Source organism: Collinsella aerofaciens, from assembly GCF_028206995.1.
GTDB classification, from domain to species: domain Bacteria; phylum Actinomycetota; class Coriobacteriia; order Coriobacteriales; family Coriobacteriaceae; genus Collinsella; species Collinsella aerofaciens_AQ.
Genome location: NZ_JAQLFL010000007.1, coordinates 64,971 through 82,076, shown reverse-complemented (window position 1 = coordinate 82,076; position 17,106 = coordinate 64,971). Strand labels below are relative to the sequence as shown.

General features: G+C 61.2%; 15 protein-coding genes. 8 read left to right on the top strand and 7 right to left on the bottom strand.

What is annotated here, in order from left to right:
- Nucleotides 1-56: 56 nt before the first annotated feature.
- The 6 genes from PMX60_RS06580 to PMX60_RS06555 all read right to left on the bottom strand — a co-directional run bounded on the left by PMX60_RS06580 (nucleotide 57) and on the right by PMX60_RS06555 (nucleotide 6,304).
- On the bottom strand, nucleotides 57-851 hold the full coding sequence (locus PMX60_RS06580; protein WP_055250279.1) for an ABC transporter ATP-binding protein: 795 nt from the start codon (nucleotides 849-851) through the stop codon (nucleotides 57-59).
- Entirely contained in the window at nucleotides 844-1,767 is a 924-nt protein-coding gene (locus tag PMX60_RS06575) for an ABC transporter permease (protein ID WP_006234992.1), read from the bottom strand. The genes PMX60_RS06580 and PMX60_RS06575 overlap by 8 nt, the downstream gene beginning before the upstream one ends.
- Before the next feature lie 203 nt (nucleotides 1,768-1,970).
- A complete protein-coding gene (locus PMX60_RS06570; RefSeq protein ID WP_022093885.1) occupies nucleotides 1,971-2,951 on the bottom strand; it encodes an ABC transporter substrate-binding protein in 981 nt (326 codons plus the stop codon).
- Nucleotides 2,952-3,111: 160 nt separating this feature from the next.
- Complete coding sequence (locus tag PMX60_RS06565) at nucleotides 3,112-3,897, bottom strand: hypothetical protein (RefSeq protein ID WP_196032551.1); 786 nt, start codon at nucleotides 3,895-3,897, stop codon at nucleotides 3,112-3,114.
- A 258-nt stretch (nucleotides 3,898-4,155) separates the two neighbouring features.
- Nucleotides 4,156-5,559: an asparagine--tRNA ligase gene (gene asnS / locus PMX60_RS06560; RefSeq protein ID WP_117635367.1), complete on the bottom strand. Its 1,404-nt coding sequence runs from the start codon at nucleotides 5,557-5,559 to the stop codon at nucleotides 4,156-4,158.
- 181 nt (nucleotides 5,560-5,740) lie between these two features.
- The gene (locus PMX60_RS06555) at nucleotides 5,741-6,304 is read right to left on the bottom strand and encodes a PTS sugar transporter subunit IIA (protein ID WP_226812400.1); all 564 of its coding nucleotides are present in this window, start codon (nucleotides 6,302-6,304) and stop codon (nucleotides 5,741-5,743) included.
- A gap of 244 nt (nucleotides 6,305-6,548) precedes the next feature.
- Between PMX60_RS06555 and PMX60_RS06550 the strand changes: the two genes are divergently transcribed.
- From PMX60_RS06550 to PMX60_RS06530, 5 genes are all read left to right on the top strand, one after another.
- Nucleotides 6,549-7,448: an alpha/beta hydrolase gene (locus tag PMX60_RS06550; RefSeq protein ID WP_195363880.1), complete on the top strand. Its 900-nt coding sequence runs from the start codon at nucleotides 6,549-6,551 to the stop codon at nucleotides 7,446-7,448.
- A 472-nt stretch (nucleotides 7,449-7,920) separates the two neighbouring features.
- A complete protein-coding gene (gene feoB, locus PMX60_RS06545; protein WP_271747304.1) occupies nucleotides 7,921-10,281 on the top strand; it encodes a ferrous iron transport protein B in 2,361 nt (786 codons plus the stop codon).
- Between the two features lie 120 nt (nucleotides 10,282-10,401).
- Nucleotides 10,402-11,598, top strand: coding sequence for an MFS transporter (locus PMX60_RS06540; RefSeq protein WP_271747303.1), 1,197 nt, complete (start codon nucleotides 10,402-10,404; stop codon nucleotides 11,596-11,598).
- Nucleotides 11,599-11,751: 153 nt separating this feature from the next.
- Nucleotides 11,752-13,128 carry an alpha-amylase family glycosyl hydrolase gene (locus tag PMX60_RS06535; protein WP_271747302.1) on the top strand — a complete coding sequence of 459 codons (1,377 nt, stop codon included), beginning with the start codon at nucleotides 11,752-11,754 and terminating at the stop codon, nucleotides 13,126-13,128.
- 3 nt (nucleotides 13,129-13,131) lie between these two features.
- Nucleotides 13,132-13,701 (top strand): uracil-DNA glycosylase family protein, encoded by a 570-nt coding sequence (locus PMX60_RS06530; protein WP_271747301.1) that lies wholly within the window; start codon nucleotides 13,132-13,134, stop codon nucleotides 13,699-13,701.
- Here PMX60_RS06530 and PMX60_RS06525 read toward each other — a convergent pair.
- Complete coding sequence (locus PMX60_RS06525; RefSeq protein WP_271747300.1) at nucleotides 13,698-14,354, bottom strand: hypothetical protein; 657 nt, start codon at nucleotides 14,352-14,354, stop codon at nucleotides 13,698-13,700. The genes PMX60_RS06530 and PMX60_RS06525 overlap by 4 nt on opposite strands.
- A gap of 93 nt (nucleotides 14,355-14,447) precedes the next feature.
- Here PMX60_RS06525 and PMX60_RS06520 point away from each other — a divergent pair, with 93 nt between their 5' ends.
- The 3 genes from PMX60_RS06520 to rplL all read left to right on the top strand — a co-directional run bounded on the left by PMX60_RS06520 (nucleotide 14,448) and on the right by rplL (nucleotide 17,092).
- Complete coding sequence (locus tag PMX60_RS06520) at nucleotides 14,448-15,584, top strand: pyridoxal phosphate-dependent aminotransferase (RefSeq protein ID WP_271747299.1); 1,137 nt, start codon at nucleotides 14,448-14,450, stop codon at nucleotides 15,582-15,584.
- A gap of 506 nt (nucleotides 15,585-16,090) precedes the next feature.
- Nucleotides 16,091-16,612: a 50S ribosomal protein L10 gene (gene rplJ, locus PMX60_RS06515; protein ID WP_055250258.1), complete on the top strand. Its 522-nt coding sequence runs from the start codon at nucleotides 16,091-16,093 to the stop codon at nucleotides 16,610-16,612.
- 102 nt (nucleotides 16,613-16,714) lie between these two features.
- Nucleotides 16,715-17,092, top strand: a complete 378-nt coding sequence (rplL, locus tag PMX60_RS06510; protein ID WP_006235005.1) for a 50S ribosomal protein L7/L12 — start codon at nucleotides 16,715-16,717, stop codon at nucleotides 17,090-17,092.
- The last annotated feature ends 14 nt before the right edge of the window (nucleotides 17,093-17,106 follow it).

The following is a 17,106-nucleotide window of genomic DNA, read 5'->3' as shown; positions in this document are numbered from 1 at the left end:
TTGACGTTTGCGCAGATAAAACCTACCAAAATAAACCTGTCCCTTTTTGGCAGGTTTTAGCTCAGCAGCATGCGGTCGTTGGCGAGCTCGCCGCCCGAGACCTCCTCGAACTTCTGTAGCAGGTCGGCTACGGTGAGCGACTTCTTCTCATCGCCCGCCACGTCGTAGATCACGTGGCCTTCGTGCATCATGATCAGACGGTTGCCCAGACGGATGGCGTCGTTCATGTTGTGCGTGACCATGAGCGTGGTCAGGTGGTTTTCGTCGACGATCTCCTCGGTCAGGTTGAGCACCTTAGAGGCCGTCTTGGGGTCGAGGGCCGCCGTGTGCTCGTCGAGCAGCAGCAGGCGCGGCCTGGTGAGCGTGGCCATCAGCAGGGTGAGTGCCTGGCGCTGGCCGCCCGAGAGCAGGCCGACCTTGGCGTTGAGACGCGTGTCCAGACCAAGGTCCAGGCGCTTGAGCAGCTCGACGTACTCATCTTTCTCGGCCTTGGTGACGCCCCACGAAAGGCCGCGACGCTGGCCGCGACGCTTGGCGAGGGCCAGGTTCTCGGCGATCTGCATGTCGGCAGCGGTACCGCGCATGGGGTCCTGAAACACGCGGCCCAGGTACTTGGCGCGCTGCGACTCGCTCAGGCGCGAGATGTCGGTGCCGTCGAGCTCAATAACGCCCGAATCGAGCGGGTACACGCCGGCGATCATGTTGAGCAGCGTGGACTTGCCGGCGCCGTTGCCGCCGATCACGGTTACAAAGTCGCCGTCATTCAGGGTGAGGTCGACGCCGGTGAGCGCGCGCTTCTCGGTGACGGTGCCCTTGTTAAAGGTCTTCTTGACGTGCGAGAGCTTAAGCATCTGCCTCATCCCCCTTCGTGTAGGAGCTGCGGAGCTTATAGCGCTCCCAAACCACGGGCACGCACAGGGCCACAGCGACAATCACGGCGGAGAGCAGCTTCATGTCGTTGGCGTCCATGCCCAACTGCAGCACGATGGCGCGGATAAGGAAGTACACCACGGAGCCAAAGACGGCGGAGGCAAGACGGACGCTAAACTGCGTGAGGCCGCCGGGCAGCAGACGGCCGAGCACCTCGCCGATAACAATGGCGGCAAGACCGATAACGATGGCACCGGTGCCCATACCAATGTCGGCATACTTTTGGCTCTGGCAGATGAGCGCGCCCGAAAGGCCGATGAGGGCGTTGGAGAGCACGAGGGCGATCATCTTGGTGGAGTTGGTGTTGACGCCCAGAGCGCGGATCATGTACTCGTTGTTGCCGGTGGCTCGCAGCGCCGAGCCGATCTCGGTGCCAAAGAACCAATACAGGATGGCAACGATAGCCACGGCGAGCAGGATGCCCAAGATGATGGCAACGGTGGACTGCGGCAGACCGGTCATATTGCTGACGGCGGAGAACACGGTGCCCTTGGCAAGAATGGGCGTATTGGACTTGCCCATGATACGCAGGTTAATGGACCACAGGCTGATCTGGGTGAGGATTCCGGCGAGGATCGCGGGAATCTCAAAGACGGTGGTCAAAATGCCCGTGACGGCACCCGCGATGGCGCCGGCGCACATACCGGCCAGCACGGCGAGCAGCGGGTCGACGTTGTTATTGACGATGAGCACAGCGCAGACGCAGCCGCCGAGGGCAAAGCTGCCGTCGCAGGTCATATCGGGAATGTCGAGCAGGCGGAACGTGATAAACACGCCAAGCACCATAATGCCCCAGAGGACGCCCTGCGAAACGGCGCCCTGCAATGCAATGAGCATGCTTCATACCTCCTAGGATAGGGTGGACACGTGAGTCACCATGATAGCGGTAACAATGCATAAAAGAGCTGCGGCCGGATGTTTTGGCTCATCCGAAACAAGCAGGGCGAACGCCGGTCTACAGCGCCCGCCCCTGTGGCTCAGATATTGAATAACGCGGCTAAAGCGCGAGCACGGGCTCTAGACGCATGCCGCGTATGGCATTACGCGTCCAGAGCGGAAAGGTCGATGCCCAGGGCCTCGGCCATTTCGTCGTTCTTGACGACGACCAGGTCCTTGCTCGAGAGGTGCTTGATCGGCATATCCTCGGGCTTGGCCTCGCCCTTCAGGATCTTAACGGCCATCTCGCCCGCGGCGTAGCCCAGGTCCTCGTAATTGATGGAGAGGGTGAACAGGCCGCCGGCCATGCACATACCCTCCTCGCCAGTCACGAAGGGAAGCTTGTTTTCCTTGCAGATCTGGCCGACCTGCGAGGCACCCGCGGCGATGGTGTTGTCGGTGGGGGAGTACAGCGCGTCGACCTTGCCCACGGCAGACTCGACGACGGACTGAATCTCGTTGGAGCTCGAGACGGTGAAGTCAGTGTACTCGAGGCCCAGCTTGTCGAGCTCCTTCTTGGCGGCCTTGATCTGGACGTCGGAGTTGGACTCGGCGGTGCAGTAGAGCAGGCCGACCTTTTTAACGTCGGGCAGGACCTTCTGCATCATCTCGAGCTGCTCGGCGACCGGGGTGAGGTCGGAAGCGCCCGTGACGTTGGTGCCGGGCTTGTCGTTGTCCTGGACCAGGCCGGAGGCGGCGTAGTCGGTGATGGCGCAGCCCACGATGGGGATATCGGCTGTGGCGCCGGCGGCAGCCTGCGCGGCGGGCGTTGCGATGGCATAAATCAGGTTGACGTTGTCGCCCACAAACTTGTCGGCAATGGACTTACACGTGGACTGGTCGTTCTGGGCGTTCTTCTGGTCGATCTTGACCTTAAGGCCGCTCTCCTTGATGGCCTTGACAAAGCCGTCGTTGGCGGCATCGAGTGCGGAGTGCTCGGTGAGCTGCAGAACGCCGATGGTGTAGTCGGAACCGGCGGCAGCAGAGCCGGAACCAGAGTTGCCGCCGCATCCGGCGAGCGGGGCGAGCGCGAGCAGGCCGGCGGAGACCAGAAGGCTCCTGCGGCTGATGGTGATGTCCTTCATATCATTACCCCCAGTATAAAAATGGCTGGAAACACTGCACTGGGACAAAGTGCAAGTGGAACTATAGTAGCGCTGATGTCCATTTTTACAACAGCCTGGCGGGTTTTTTAATACAGAATCGGATGGGCGGTACGGGTAGTCGAATGGGCGGCGGAGGGTCTTATGCGGCGGAGGAGGCGTCGTCCTCGTCCAAGGCGGCGAAGAGCTTCTTGCCGTCGAGCAGGCGCGTGCTGACGTTTCTCATTCGGCCAATCTCTACAGTACGCAACGTGTCATCGGCGCCTCGGGCGTCGTAGACCGTTCCCAGCAGATACGAGATGCCATCGCGCTGCCTGATGGCAAAGGGACGGAGTGTCATCCGTGCTGCTTCGGTTTCGCCACGTGTCGTGACGCTCGAAATATCAAAACTCACCGTGGTTCCGTGGTCGATGGCCTGCTCGACGAGCTCGCACGTGTCGATGCGCTTGATGGGCGTGCGTGTTGCCTTGGTAGCCTTGCTGCCTGCGCTTGGAGCGGGTTCGGGTGTATCGAGGTAGCCGCGAACGTCGGCGCTCGCCATGGCAACTAAGTGCTGCGCCATGCTCTTGCGGATAGCGATAGGCGTGGAGCGGTTGCGCATGACCATACCGTGGAGCCGGATGATCTCTTCGTCGGTGAGCGGGCGGGTAAGAAGTTTGTAGCCCACGCCGCGTTTGTACTCAATTTCGTATCCGGCATGGCGAAGCGCGGAGATGGCGGTGTAGATGCTGCGCCGCGCCGCCGAGATGGGCATGCGGGCGGGGTCGTCGGGATGGGCGAGGCGCCGGATCAGCTCATCGGAAAGCATGGCCTTGTCTTCGCCGGTGTTTTCGCTCAAGAGCTGCAGGATACGAACGGCGCGATAGGCTGCCATCGAGGCGGCGCCTCTAGTCGTGGTGTCGTAGGTTTCAACAGCGGCTTCGGTCATGGTACCCACGTCCTTTCCGTTTTGGGTGGCGACGGTATGGAGCCTAGGACGTGGGGCTTTCCCAGGGGCGCAGGGCGCTCTGGGCGGTCGGTAGTCGTCGGCAAACGGCGGGTCGAGTTTTCAACAGCCCTGGTCAACTGACCAAAAACTTGCCAAAAGCTTGACGGATGCTGTTGAAAAAAGCGTCTCTCGACCGATGTCGAGAGACGCTTATGCGATGAGCGTTGGCGTGTGGCGACGCGAGCTAGCGTCCGACGATTAGAAGTCGGCGTTGCCCACGGTGCGCGGGTGCGGCAGGACGTCGCGGATGTTGCCCACGCCGGTCAGATACATGACCAAGCGCTCGAAGCCCAGACCGTAGCCGGCGTGCTTGCAGGAACCGTAGCGGCGCAGGTCAAGGTAGTACTTGTACTGCTCGGGATTCATTCCCAGGTCCTTGATGCGGGCCTCGAGCAGATCCAGGCGCTCCTCGCGCTGGGAGCCGCCGATAATCTCGCCGATACCGGGAACCAGGCAGTCGGCGGCGGCGACGGTCTTGCCGTCCTCGTTCATGCGCATGTAGAACGCCTTGATCTCGGCCGGGTAGTCGGTCACGAAGGTCGGGCGCTTAAAGTGCTCCTCGGTCAGGAAGCGCTCGTGCTCGGTCTGCAGGTCGATGCCCCAGCTGACGGGGTAATCAAACTTGTGACCGGCGGCGACTGCCTGCTCCAGGATCTCGACGGCCTCGGTGTAGGTAACGCGGGCAAAGTCGGAGTTGGCGACATGGTCCAGGCGCTCGAGCAGACCCTTGTCCACAAACTTGTTGAGCATATTGAGCTCGTCGGGGCAGGTTGCCATGACGTCCTTAAGGACATACTTGAGCATGGCCTCGGCGTTATCCATGTAGTCGTTAAGGTCGGCAAAGGCCATCTCGGGCTCGATCATCCAAAACTCGGCGGCGTGGCGCGTGGTGTTGGAGTTCTCGGCACGGAAGGTGGGACCAAAGGTGTACACGTCGCCAAAGGCCATGGCAAAGTTCTCGGCATTGAGCTGGCCGGACACGGTGAGGCTTGCATGCTTGCCAAAGAAGTCCTGGCTCCAGTCGACCTCGCCGGACTCGGTGAGGGGCGGATTTTTGGGGTCGAGCGTGGTCACGCGGAACATCTCGCCGGCGCCCTCGCAGTCACTCGTGGTGATGATGGGGGTGTTGACGTAGACAAAGCCCTGCTCCTGGAAGAAGCGGTGGATGGCGGCAGCCGCGACAGAGCGGATGCGGAACACGGCGCGGAACAGGTTGGTGCGCGGGCGCAGATGCTGCTGGGTGCGCAGGAACTCGACGGTTGCGCGCTTCTTCTGCAGCGGGTAATCCGGGGCGCTGACGCCCTCGACCTCGATGGAGGTGGCAGAAAGCTCGAAAGGCTGGGGCGCATCGGGGGTCAGCTTGACGGTGCCGGTGCAAATGAGTGCGGCCGAGACGTTTTGATGGGCGATCTCGTCGTAGTTGTCGAGTGCCTCGCGGTTCATGACGACCTGCAGGTCGCGGAAGCAGCTGCCGTCGTTGAGCGTAACAAAGCCAAAGTTCTTCATGTCGCGGACGGACTTGACCCAGCCGGCGACGGTGACGGTCTGGCCGCCGAGCGACTCGGCATCGGCATAGAGCTGCGCGATTTTGGTGCGGTTCACGTATCCTCCCATAACGGTTGAATGATAGTTATCCATACAGTTCGATATTCTAGCAGCTCGGCTCATTTGGGCTATACAGATAAAGCATTGGCGGGATGGTTTTTCAAACGAAAAGCGCCCGCGGCCAAATGGTCGCGGGCGCTTGACGAGGTGCCTTTTGGCTGTGTGGCGCGGGGCCTGGCTACTTGGTCTTGGCAACCAGCAGCGGGTCGCCAAGCTTGACGAGCGGGTTGCCGCCGATAAGCGTTCCAGACTCGCCGACATGGTCGATGCTCTTAAGACGATCGAGTTCGGAGACGATGACGGTCACGATGTCCTCGTGACCAGCGGCCTTAATGGCCTCGCGGTCGAAGCTGATGAGCGGCTGGCCTGCCTTGACCACATCGCCCATCTCGACAAAGCGGGCAAAACCCTTGCCGTTCATTTCCACGGTGCCCAGGCCAACATGGATAAACACGCGAAGACCGTCCTCGGTGATCATGCCAATGGAGTGGTTGGTGACAGTGGTGGCACCGATGCGGCCGTTGGCGGGCGCATAGATGGTGCCGGTAATGGGCTCGATGCCATAGCCCTGGCCAAGCATGCCCGAGGCGATCGTCTCGTCGGGAACCTCGTCCAGGTTGACGAGCACGCCGTTAACGGGGGCATAGATGACGCCTTCGCGGGTGGCGAAGCTTGCTGCGGGCGGAACGGACGCCTCGCCGGCCGAGGTGAAGGTGGACTTAAGCGAATCGAGCAGACCCATAGTTGCCTCCAACTTAAATAGGCGCATATCGCGCGTTTGGTTTGCCGGAAACGTTTCATATGTGTTTCGCGGCTTGGTCAACGCCCCCTATTCTACGCTGCTCAGCGATACCTCTGAGCTGGGATTATGTGATATATCAGTTAAAGGGAAACTTATTGCTGGTGTGTTTCTGCGCCACGGGTTCAAGTGGGGTACGCTTGAAGGCGAAAAACAAAGGCGCATAATTTGCGCGAAGGGAGCACATATGATTGTCGAGAACCATGCGCTGTGGGGCGAGGAGCCGACCGAGGATTATCCGGCGACGTTTACGTATTTGGGTGCCGAGCCGCTGCCCGATAAACCGAATGGCCGCCGCCCCGCGGTGATCATCTGCGGCGGAGGCGGGTTTACGCATATCGCTCCGCACGAGCAGGACCCGGTGGCGTTTGCATTTTTGGATCGCGGCTACCAGGCCTTTGTGCTCAACTATGTCACGAGTTCTACGGGTGACGTGAGCTTTCCGCACCCCCAGGCAGATCTTGCCAAGATGGTCGCCACGGTGCGCGCCAACGCCGACGAGTGGCATGTCGATCCTAAGCGCGTGTGCGTCGTGGGCTTTTCTGCTGGCGGCATGATTTGCGCCTCGCTGGCAACACAGTGGAAGACCGGCCCCTTTGCGGCACTTGCCGGGGCGCGTCCGGACGACATTCGTCCCGATGCCGTGGTGCTGGGCTATCCATTGCTCGACTTTGCCTATGTGCGCGACATGCAGACGCGCGATCCGCGCATTGACTTGCGCGTGCCCAAGACGGGCGGCAAGACGGGACGCGATTTGCTCAACGACTACCTGTCGATGGTGACGGGCGGCGAGGCAACTGACGAGCATCTGGCCGACATCTGCCCCACCACGCATGTTTCGCGTCAGATGCCACCGACCTTTGTGTGGGGCGTGTCCGACGACAAGACGGCGCCGATCGCGCAGGTATACCCGTTTGCGCAGCGCATGGCCGAGGAGGGCGTTGCATGCGAGATGCACGTCTTCGACCAGGGTGGTCACGGCCTTTCGCTCGGCAACGCCAACACCGCGGTCGACAACGAGGACAAGCAGGTGGCAGTCCGTCCCTGGATCCGCCTAGCCTTCCGCTTCCTGGAGCGCCATCTGTAAGAGGACGGGCATCCCAGCCCTTCAATAACTTGCGGTGAAATAGCTCCGATCTGGGGCATCAACCAGCCCATCCAGGAACTATTCCACCGCAACTTTGTTTTTGATGTCCCGTCTGGAAACTGCGCCCCAGTTTTGCCTTTCAAGGTGGGACGCAGTTTCCCATAGGGCCTCGACTGGGAAAGCGCGTCCCGTTTCGAGCGGGGATTCCGGGATGCATTTTCCGTAAGAGGCCTGTTTGGGAAACCATATCCCGTTTCGAGCCGGAATTCTGGGATGTAGTTTCCCCGAGAGGCCTCATCGGGAAACTATGGCCCTGAACTCTCCTGCCTGTCCCCATTGCGCCAATTTGCTGATTGAACATCGTTGTGTGTTCGCGCTATCATGCATGGTTAAATTGGTTAGCCGTGGCAAACGGTTAGCCAAGGTGAACATAAATGCAACGCCCTGTGGGCGTCGGGGGAGGAACACGGACGTGAAGCTCGATACGCTCGAGATCGGAAAAGACGCCGTTGTCGCATCGGTGGCATCGGACGATCAGGCACTCCGACAGCATATTTTGGACATGGGCCTAACGCCGGGCACCGAAGTCACCATGATGAAGTACGCCCCCATGGGCGATCCGCTCGAGATCCGCCTGCGTGGCTACGAGTTGACACTGCGCAAGGACGATGCCGCTCGCATCGAGCTCGTGGGTATTCACGACACCGATACGGGTCCGCGCGCTAACGCCGCAATCGGCACGACGGAGCATCCGGCCCTGGGCGAGGGGACGTATTCGCCCCGTGCGGCAAAGACGGCCGTGCCCGAGGGCGCGCCGCTGCACTTTGCCCTCGCCGGCAACCAAAACTGCGGCAAGACCACGTTATTCAACCAGCTGACGGGCTCCAACCAGCACGTCGGTAACTTTCCCGGCGTGACGGTCGACCGCAAAGATGGCACCATCCGTAACCATCCCGAGGCGAGCGTTACCGACCTGCCTGGCATTTACTCCCTGTCGCCGTACACAGGCGAAGAGGTCGTGAGCCGTCAGTTCATCCTCGACGAGCGTCCGGACGCCATCATCGACATCATTGACGCTACCAACATCGAGCGTAATCTGTACCTGACACTGCAGCTCATGGAGCTCGACCGTCCTATGGTCATCGCGCTCAACATGATGGACGAGGTGACCGCCAACGGCGGCGCCGTGGACGTCAACCTGCTCGAGAGTCTGTTGGGCGTGCCCGTTGTCCCCATTAGCGCTGCCCGCAACGAGGGCATCGGCGAGCTGGTGGACCACGCCCTGCACGTGGCGCGGTTCCGCGAGCGCCCCGGTCGCCTGGACTTTTGCGCGCCCGACGGTCCGGACGGCGGTGCACTGCATCGCTGCATCCACGGTATTGCTAACCTGATCGAGGACCATGCCGTGACGGCGCACATCCCGGTGCGCTTTGCGGCGACCAAGCTGGTCGAGGGCGATGAGCTGGTAACCGAGGCGCTTCACCTGGATCGCAATGAGCTCGACGCTATCGAGCACATCATCACCCAGATGGAGGGCGAGGCCGGCACCGACCGCCTATCTGCGCTGGCCGATATGCGTTTTAGCTTTATCGGCGACGTGTGCGGGCGTTGCGTCGTCAAGCCGCACGAGAGCCGCGAGCACGTGCGCTCCGTCAAGATTGACCGCATCCTGACAGGTCGTTACACAGCCATTCCGGCGTTTCTGGTGATCATGGGCCTCGTCTTTTGGCTGACGTTTGGCGTGATCGGCGCGGCGTTGCAGGGACTTATGGAGGACGGTATCGCTGCCATCATCGCCTCGGCCGATGCGGGCCTCAAGGCGTTCGGTACCAACGACGTGGTGCGCTCGCTGGCTGTCGACGGCGTGCTTACGGGCGTGGGCAGTGTGCTGACCTTCCTGCCGATTATCGTCGTGCTCTTTTTGTTCCTCTCCATTCTGGAAGACTCCGGATACATGGCGCGCGTGGCCTTTGTCATGGATAAGGTGTTGCGTCGCTTTGGCCTGTCGGGCCGCAGTTTCGTGCCCATGCTCGTCGGTTTTGGCTGCACCGTGCCGGCTATCATGTCGACCCGTACGCTCCCATCCGAGCACGACCGCAAGATGACGGTCATGCTCACGTCGTTTATGAGCTGCTCAGCCAAGCTGCCGGTTTACGGCTTGCTGTGCGGGGCGTTTTTCCCGCAGGCGACGGTTCCCGCCATGGTCTCGCTCTATCTGATCGGTATCGTGGTCGGCTGCGTCGCGGCTTTGGTGCTCAACCGCACGGCATTTAAGGGCGACCCGGTGCCGTTTATCATGGAGCTCCCCAATTACCGCCTGCCGAGCGTCAAGACGACGGTGATGCTGGCATGGGATAAGGCCAAGGACTTCATCACCAAGGCCTTTACCATTATCTTTGCCGCTACGGTGGTCATCTGGTTCCTGCAGACGTTCGATATCCGCTTTAACGTGGTCGCCGACCAGTCGCAAAGCCTGCTTGCCGGTCTGGGTAGCATCATCGCGCCGGTGTTGGCCCCGCTCGGCTTTGGCGACTGGCGCGCCTCGACGGCGCTCGTCACGGGGCTCATTGCCAAGGAGAGCGTCATCTCGACGCTCACGGTGCTTTTGGGCGCAACGTCGCCCGCGGCGCTGTCGACCATGTTTTCGCCGTTTACCGCCTACGTGTTCTTGGTCTTTACGTTGCTGTACCCGCCTTGTGTGGCGGCAATCGGTGCCGTCAAGAGCGAGTTGGGCGCGCGCTATGCCGTGGCCGTATTCGCGTTTCAGGTCGCCGTTGCCTGGATCGTGGCGTTTGTCGTGCATTCGGCGGGCATATTGCTGGGGTTGGCTTAGTTATGAATTGACGGCGCAACCTCTGTGTATCGAATTGTTTTCGGCCCCGCATCTGTACTGACGGATGCGGGGCCGTTGCTATATAATCGCCTCCGCTCAAAACGATTGGAGACGTTATATATGACTCAGACAAGGCAAGACGGCATCACGCTCAAGCAGTGGCTCCCGCTCATCGGGCTCACCTGCTGTGCGTTCGTGTTCAACACGTCGGAGTTTATGCCCATCGGCCTTTTGACTGATATCGCCGCGTCGTTCTCGCTCACCGAGGCCCAGGCGGGCATCATGATCTCGGTCTACGCCTGGGGCGTCATGCTGCTGTCGTTGCCGCTCATGGTGTTTGCCTCGCGCTTCGAGTTCAAGCGGATGCTGCTGGGCGTGCTCGCCGTGTTCTCGCTGGGCCAGTTTCTGTCCGCTGTGGCGCCGACTTATCCCATCCTGGTCTGCGCGCGCCTGGTGGTCGCTTGCGCACATGCCGTGTTCTGGTCAGTCGCCTCGATTATGGCCTCGCGCCTGGTCGACACTCGCCACGGCGCGCTCGCCATCAGCATGATCGCTACGGGCTCGTCCATCGCGCAGATCTTTGGCCTGCCTCTCGGTCGCGCCATTGGCTTGGCCGTGGGCTGGCGCATGACGTTTGCCGTGGTCGGGGGCCTCTCAGCCATCGCGGTCGTCTACCAGGCAGCGGTGTTCCCGGCCATGCCGGCGGGTGAGCGCTTTACCGTCAAACAGCTGCCCGAGCTGCTCAAGAACCCGCTCCTCATCGCGCTCTACGCAGTCACGGTCTTCATGGCGACCGGCTATTACGCAAGCTACAGCTATATCGAGCCCTTCCTGGCGCAGGTCGCGCACGTCGATGCGGGCGCCATTACCATGACGCTGACGGCGTTTGGCTGCTCCGGTTTGCTCGGAAGCTGGCTGTTTGGCCGCCTGTTCGATGGGCATCGCTTCCCGTTCTTGGCTATCACGCTCTCTGGCGTGCCGGTGGCTCTGCTGCTTATGGCCCCTGCAGCCTCGGCGCTCGTGTTGGTGCTTGCCGTCTGCGCGCTATGGGGCTGCTGCGCCACGGCCTTTAACGTGGCGTTCCAGGCCGAGCTCATCAAGTACACGCCGGCGGATTCGTCGGCTGTCGCCATGTCGATCTTCTCGGGCCTGTTCAATCTGGGCATTGGCACGGGTACCGCGATTGGCGGAGCCGTGGTTTCGGGTCCCGGTATCGCCTGGATCGGCTGCGCAGGTGGCGCAATCGCCGTCGTGGGCGTCATCCTCGCTATCACGGTGATGTTCCCGGCCATTCGCCGCGCCAAGCCCGTCGCCTAATCACGTTCCCTCATCAATTGCGGTGGAATAGTTCCTGTTTAAGGCTTCTGAAGGCCCAGACAGGAACTATTCCACCGCAACTTATTTTGGGGGAGGGGATACAAGCTGGGCATACAATGGATGTCGTTGTGTTGAGCTTACCGGGAGGTTGCTATGTGGGCATACGAGACGACGTTCTATCAGGTCTATCCGCTGGGCTTTTGCGGAGCTCCGCGCGAAAACGCCGCCCCCGTTGCCGAGGATGAGCTCGCCCAGGCCGCCGATGTCGAACCCAACCCCGATGCTCCTATCATGAAGATTGCCCAATGGGCCGACTACCTGCAAAAACTCGGTATTGGCGCTGTGCTCATCAATCCGCCGCTCGAGTCCGATAGTCATGGCTACGACACGCGCAGCCTGCGCCACATCGACCGTCGCTTGGGTGGGGATGCCGACTTTGCCGCCGTGTGCGAGACACTGCATGCCCACGGCATCCGCGTGGTGCTCGACGCCGTCTTCAACCATGTGGGCCGTGGCTTTTGGGCCTTCCGCGATGTGCAGGAGCGCAAGTGGGACTCGCCCTACAAGGACTGGTTCCACATTAGCTTTGACGGCGATTCCTGCTATGGCGACGGCTTTTGGTACGAGGGCTGGGAAGGCCATTTTGAGCTCGTGAAGCTCAACCTGCAAAACCCCGCCGTGGTCGATTACCTGCTCGAGTCCGTGCGCCGCTGGGCCGAGGTCTTTGGCGTCGACGGCCTGCGCCTGGACGTTGCCTATATGCTCGACCGCGACTTTATGCGCCGCCTGCACGCTTTTACCCGTGAGCTCAAGCCCAACTTTGTGCTGATCGGCGAGACGCTCCACGGCGACTACAGCCAAATCGTCAACGACGAGATGCTCGACTCCTGCACCAACTACGAGTGCTACAAGGGCCTGTACTCCAGCTTTAACTCGGTCAACATGTTCGAGATCGCCCATTCGCTGCACCGTCAGTTTGGCGGCGACCCCTGGTGCATCTACCGCGGCAAACATCTGCTGTCGTTTGTCGACAACCACGATGTGCCGCGCCTGGCGAGCATCCTCACCGACAAGTCCTGTCTGCGTCCCGCCTACGGCATGCTCTTTGGCATGCCGGGCATCCCGTGCGTCTACTATGGCAGCGAGTGGGGAATTGCTGGCGAAAAGGGCGGCCCCGATGGCGACTGGGCGCTGCGCCCTGCGCTCGATGAGCCTGCGCCCAACGAACTGACGGCCTTCATCAAACAGCTCACTCACCTGCGCTCGGCCGACGACGCGGCGGCCCGTGCTCTCAACTACGGTGCCTATCGCAATGTGGTGATCCAGAACAAGCAGCTGCTGTTCGAGCGCGCCTGCGACGACGCGACGGTGCTCGTGACGGTCAATGCCGTGAACGAGCCCTATACCTTTGGAGCCGGCGAACTCAACGGCTCCTTCGTCGACCTGCTTGCCGACGATGCGCCCACGGTCGAGCTGACAGGCTCCCTTGAACTTGCGCCCTATGAGGTGCGTTATCTGCTGAGGGCCTAATTCATGACTGCGCCGGACGAGGGCTATCAGCATATTGAGCATGGGTTTGAGCCCGTGTTTGACGAGCGCTCGCGCGTTTTGGTGCTGGGGTCGTTTCCCTCGGTGCTCTCGCGTGCCAATGCCTTCTACTATGGCAATCCGCAGAACCGCTTTTGGCGCGTGATGGCCGCGTGCCTTGGTGCGCCCGTGCCGCCCAACGAGGGAGACTCTTTGGCGAGCGGCGAGCCCGTGACGCTTGACGCCTCGATTGCCGCCAAGCGGGCTATGCTGCTGAGCGGCGGCGTGGCCCTGTGGGACGTGATCGAGAGCTGCGACATTAAGGGCTCGAGTGACGCTAGCATCAAAAACGTCGTTCCGGCGCATGCCGAGCGTATTACCGGCGCAGCTCCTATCGAGGTCGTTGTCTGTAACGGCGGCACGGCAGGTCGGCTCTACAAGCGCTATCTACAAGAGCGCACCGGGCTGCCGGCCATCGTTCTGCCGTCGACAAGTCCCGCCAATGCGGCGTGGCGTCTGGAACGCCTTGTCGAGCGCTGGAGTGAAGCCGTTGATTGGCAGGCTTTTTCGATTTAGCAGTTTGAGTGCTCGGCAAGATGCCTCATAACGGCGTGCCAGATCGGTGTGGGCAGCGCAGACGTGGCGCGCACCATGCCGTCGGTGTCGACGCCACCCGTTGCGGCGCCACCGAGCTTCTGCGCGTGTTCGACGGAACACCCCATGCGAACGGCGCCCACGAGCTTGTCCATGGCCTCCGAAAACGGTCGCCGCAAGAGTCCCATGCGCGGGGAGCGACGAAGCGCTGCGATGCCGCTGCCGGCGCAGATGGCAACGCCGCCACACCACAATTGGTCATGGCGCTCACATGCCTTGTGCAGGCGAACGGCGGTCCCACGCGCCTGCTCAGTGCTCTCTTGTGCGGCTCGAATCGCGGCATAGACGCGCGTTCCCGTACCGCCAAAGCGCTCAAGCGCCTGCTCGATGGCTGTCAACGTCTCATCGTCAGCCACATCTTCAATGGCCAGCACGATGCCATCGGCAACGCTGCCGGCGTCATTTGCCTTCAAGTCGACCGGGCGGGGGAGTGCGGTGCCGGAAAGCTGTGCATAGGCGGCGATGGCATCCTGCAGGTCCCAGAGCAAAAACTCAAGATCGGCACTATTGGGAATGCTGATATACGCAATGGTTTGCAGCGTTTTTGGTACATCGCTGCGCGCGGTCGGCTCCATGCTGCCTCCTTTCCGGTTGGTTTCCGTTTAGGTTACACCGTCCGGCGGCGCCCCACCGCGCTATCCTAGTGCAACCCTTACGAAAGGAACGCCATGCGACTGCCCATGAATACCTCGCTTGCCACGCTCAAGCCCTCCGGTATCCGCCGAATCAACGCGCTCGCCGCCCAGCACCCGGGGTGCATCGCGCTTGCGCTTGGCGAGCCCGATTTTCCCACGCCCGATGTGATTAGCGCCGAGGTGACCGCCGCACTGGACCGCGGTGACACGCACTATCCGCCCAACAACGGGCGCCCCGCCCTGCGTGAGGCGTTATCTGCCTACATGGGGGACGCGGGCCTTACGTTTTCGGCCGACGAGGTCATCCTAACCGACGGCGCGACCGAAGCCCTGTCGGCAACATTTATGGCTATGCTCAACCCCGGCGACGAGGTCATCATCCCCACGCCGGCCTTTGGCCTGTACGAGAGCATCGTCGTGGCCAATCACGCCAAAGCGGTCTTTTTGGATACGGAGCCTGCGCAATTCCAGATTGACGAGGATGCGCTTCGTGCTTGCGTGACGCCGGCGACCAAGGCCATCGTCATCTGCTCGCCCAACAATCCTACGGGTTGCATCCTCAACGCGGCATCGCTCGACGCCGTGGCGCGCGTGGCGGAGCAGGCGGGCATCTACGTGGTCTGCGACGACGTATACAACCGCCTGGTTTATGTGGATGGCTACGAGCGCTTTGCCCAGCGTCACCCGGAGCTGCGTGAACAGACGGTCATCATCGAGAGCTTCTCCAAGCCCTGGTCCATGACCGGCTGGCGCCTGGGCTGGCTCGCGGCAGCGGCACCCGTCATCGCCGAGATCGCCAAGGCTCACCAATACTTAGTATCGAGTGCCGTCTCCTTCGAAATGGACGCCGCAGCCCGAGCCCTGACCGTCGACCCAACCCCCATGCTCAAAGTCTACCGAGCCCGCCGCGAACGCGTACTCGCAGCCTTAGACGCCATGGGCCTCGACGTAGTAGAGCCCGCAGGAGCCTTCTACACTTTCCCGAGCATCAAAAAGTTCGGCCTAACCAGCGAAGCTTTCTGCATCAAAGCCATCAAAGAAGCAAACGTAGCCCTAGTCCCGGGCGACTGTTTCGGAACCGAAGGCCACATCCGCCTAAGCTACTGCGTATCCGACCAAGATCTGGACGAAGGCCTAAATCGCCTGTCCACCTTCATTTCAACCTTGTAGCCATCGGGGACGCAACACATCAGCCCACCGACATAAGGGTTATGCGTGGGGGCGTCGCTCAACGGAAAACCGGGCTGCCCCAAAGTCACCGCAGGCCGCGCCGCCGAAGGCCGGGCGCAAGGTTTTCGTAGATTCCGCACGAGCCGGAAAGCACTTAATGTGCTTTCCGAGCGAGCCCAGGACCTGACCGAGCGAAAACCTTGCGCCCGGCCTTCGGCGGCGCGGTCGGAATGGTGGAATTGTGTGCAGCCCGGATTTCCGTTGACCGACGCCGGGGTCCCCGCCATAATAATTTCGGTTCACGCACGAATCCGCTGCCAGAGACAGCCGGCGCAAACGGGTCTTACCCGCGAGCTTAATGGGACTTCCCGCCAGCCGAGGTGGTCGAGTAGATATGTCTTCTCGCCCCCGTCGCTCATGCAGCGCGGGGGCTTTCTTTTTGGACATGCCCCCGTCACGTCCTTGTGGCGGACCGTGCCCGGAAAGAATTCGAGGAGGTGTAATTCATGCCCCAGCAGTACAAAATCGACAAGGTTGCAGAGATCGAGTCCCGTATCGCCGAGAACGCCGGTCTGTTCGTCGTCAACTACAACGGTCTGACGGTTAAGCAGGCTCAGGAGCTGCGTCATCAGCTTCGCGAGTGCGGCGCCGAGATGAAGGTCTACAAGAACAACCTGGTCAAGATCGCCCTCAAGAACCAGGAGCAGCCCGAGATCGACGAGATTCTCGCCGGCCCCGTCGCTTATGTGTTCTACGAGACCGAGCCGGTCGAGGCCGCTAAGGCCCTTAAGGACTTCTCCGCTAAGTCCAAGGGCGTCCTTGAGATCAAGGGCGGTATCTCCGACGGCAAGGCCGTTTCCGCTGATGATGTTAAGGCTATCGCCGAGCTGCCCACCAAGGATCAGCTTCTCGGCCAGATCGCCGGTCTCATCTCCGGTTTCGCTCGCGACATCGCTGTCTGCGTCAACGGCGTTTCCTCTGGTCTCGCTCGTTCGATCCAGCAGGTCTCCGAGCAGAAGGCAGCCTAGTTGCTGTTTTCACCCGCGGCGGCAACGCCGCACCCCTGGCGCATTCGCGTCGTGTTTTAACTGATCTCCGTGCACAGACACGGAAACCGAAAGGACTTAGAAATGGCTAAGCTTACCACCGATGAGATCATCGATGCTCTTAAGGAAATGACCCTTCTCGAGGCTTCCGAGCTCGTCAAGGCTATCGAGGACACCTTCGGCGTTTCCGCCGCTGCTCCTGCCGCTGTTGTCGCCGCTCCCGCTGCTGGCGCTGCTGAGGCCGAGGAGAAGACCGAGTTTGACGTCGTGCTCGAGGGCTTCGGCGACAACAAGATCCAGGTCATCAAGGCCGTCCGTGAGCTCACCAACCTTGGCCTGAAGGAGGCCAAGGAGGTCGTCGAGGGCGCTCCCAAGGCTGTTCTCGAGGGTGCCAAGAAGGAGGACGCCGAGGCTGCCAAGGAGAAGCTCGAGGCTGCTGGCGCTGCTGTCACCCTCAAGTAATCAGGCTTTCTCGC

Bases quoted from the DNA above. Each gene is read 5' to 3' on its own strand.
- rplJ (WP_055250258.1), top strand. From the start codon at position 16,091: ATGCCCCAGCAGTACAAAATCGACAAGGTTGCAGAGATCGAGTCCCGT.
- PMX60_RS06520 (WP_271747299.1), top strand. From the start codon at position 14,448: ATGCGACTGCCCATGAATACCTCGCTTGCCACGCTCAAGCCCTCCGGT.
- rplL (WP_006235005.1), top strand. From the start codon at position 16,715: ATGGCTAAGCTTACCACCGATGAGATCATCGATGCTCTTAAGGAAATG.
- PMX60_RS06530 (WP_271747301.1), top strand. From the start codon at position 13,132: ATGACTGCGCCGGACGAGGGCTATCAGCATATTGAGCATGGGTTTGAG.
- PMX60_RS06575 (WP_006234992.1), bottom strand. From the start codon at position 1,767: ATGCTCATTGCATTGCAGGGCGCCGTTTCGCAGGGCGTCCTCTGGGGC.
- PMX60_RS06580 (WP_055250279.1), bottom strand. From the start codon at position 851: ATGCTTAAGCTCTCGCACGTCAAGAAGACCTTTAACAAGGGCACCGTC.
- PMX60_RS06570 (WP_022093885.1), bottom strand. From the start codon at position 2,951: ATGAAGGACATCACCATCAGCCGCAGGAGCCTTCTGGTCTCCGCCGGC.
- PMX60_RS06555 (WP_226812400.1), bottom strand. From the start codon at position 6,304: ATGGGTCTGCTCGATTCGCTTAAGTCCACCTTCACCTCGGCCGGCGAG.
- PMX60_RS06565 (WP_196032551.1), bottom strand. From the start codon at position 3,897: ATGACCGAAGCCGCTGTTGAAACCTACGACACCACGACTAGAGGCGCC.
- PMX60_RS06550 (WP_195363880.1), top strand. From the start codon at position 6,549: ATGATTGTCGAGAACCATGCGCTGTGGGGCGAGGAGCCGACCGAGGAT.
- PMX60_RS06535 (WP_271747302.1), top strand. From the start codon at position 11,752: ATGTGGGCATACGAGACGACGTTCTATCAGGTCTATCCGCTGGGCTTT.
- PMX60_RS06540 (WP_271747303.1), top strand. From the start codon at position 10,402: ATGACTCAGACAAGGCAAGACGGCATCACGCTCAAGCAGTGGCTCCCG.
- PMX60_RS06525 (WP_271747300.1), bottom strand. From the start codon at position 14,354: ATGGAGCCGACCGCGCGCAGCGATGTACCAAAAACGCTGCAAACCATT.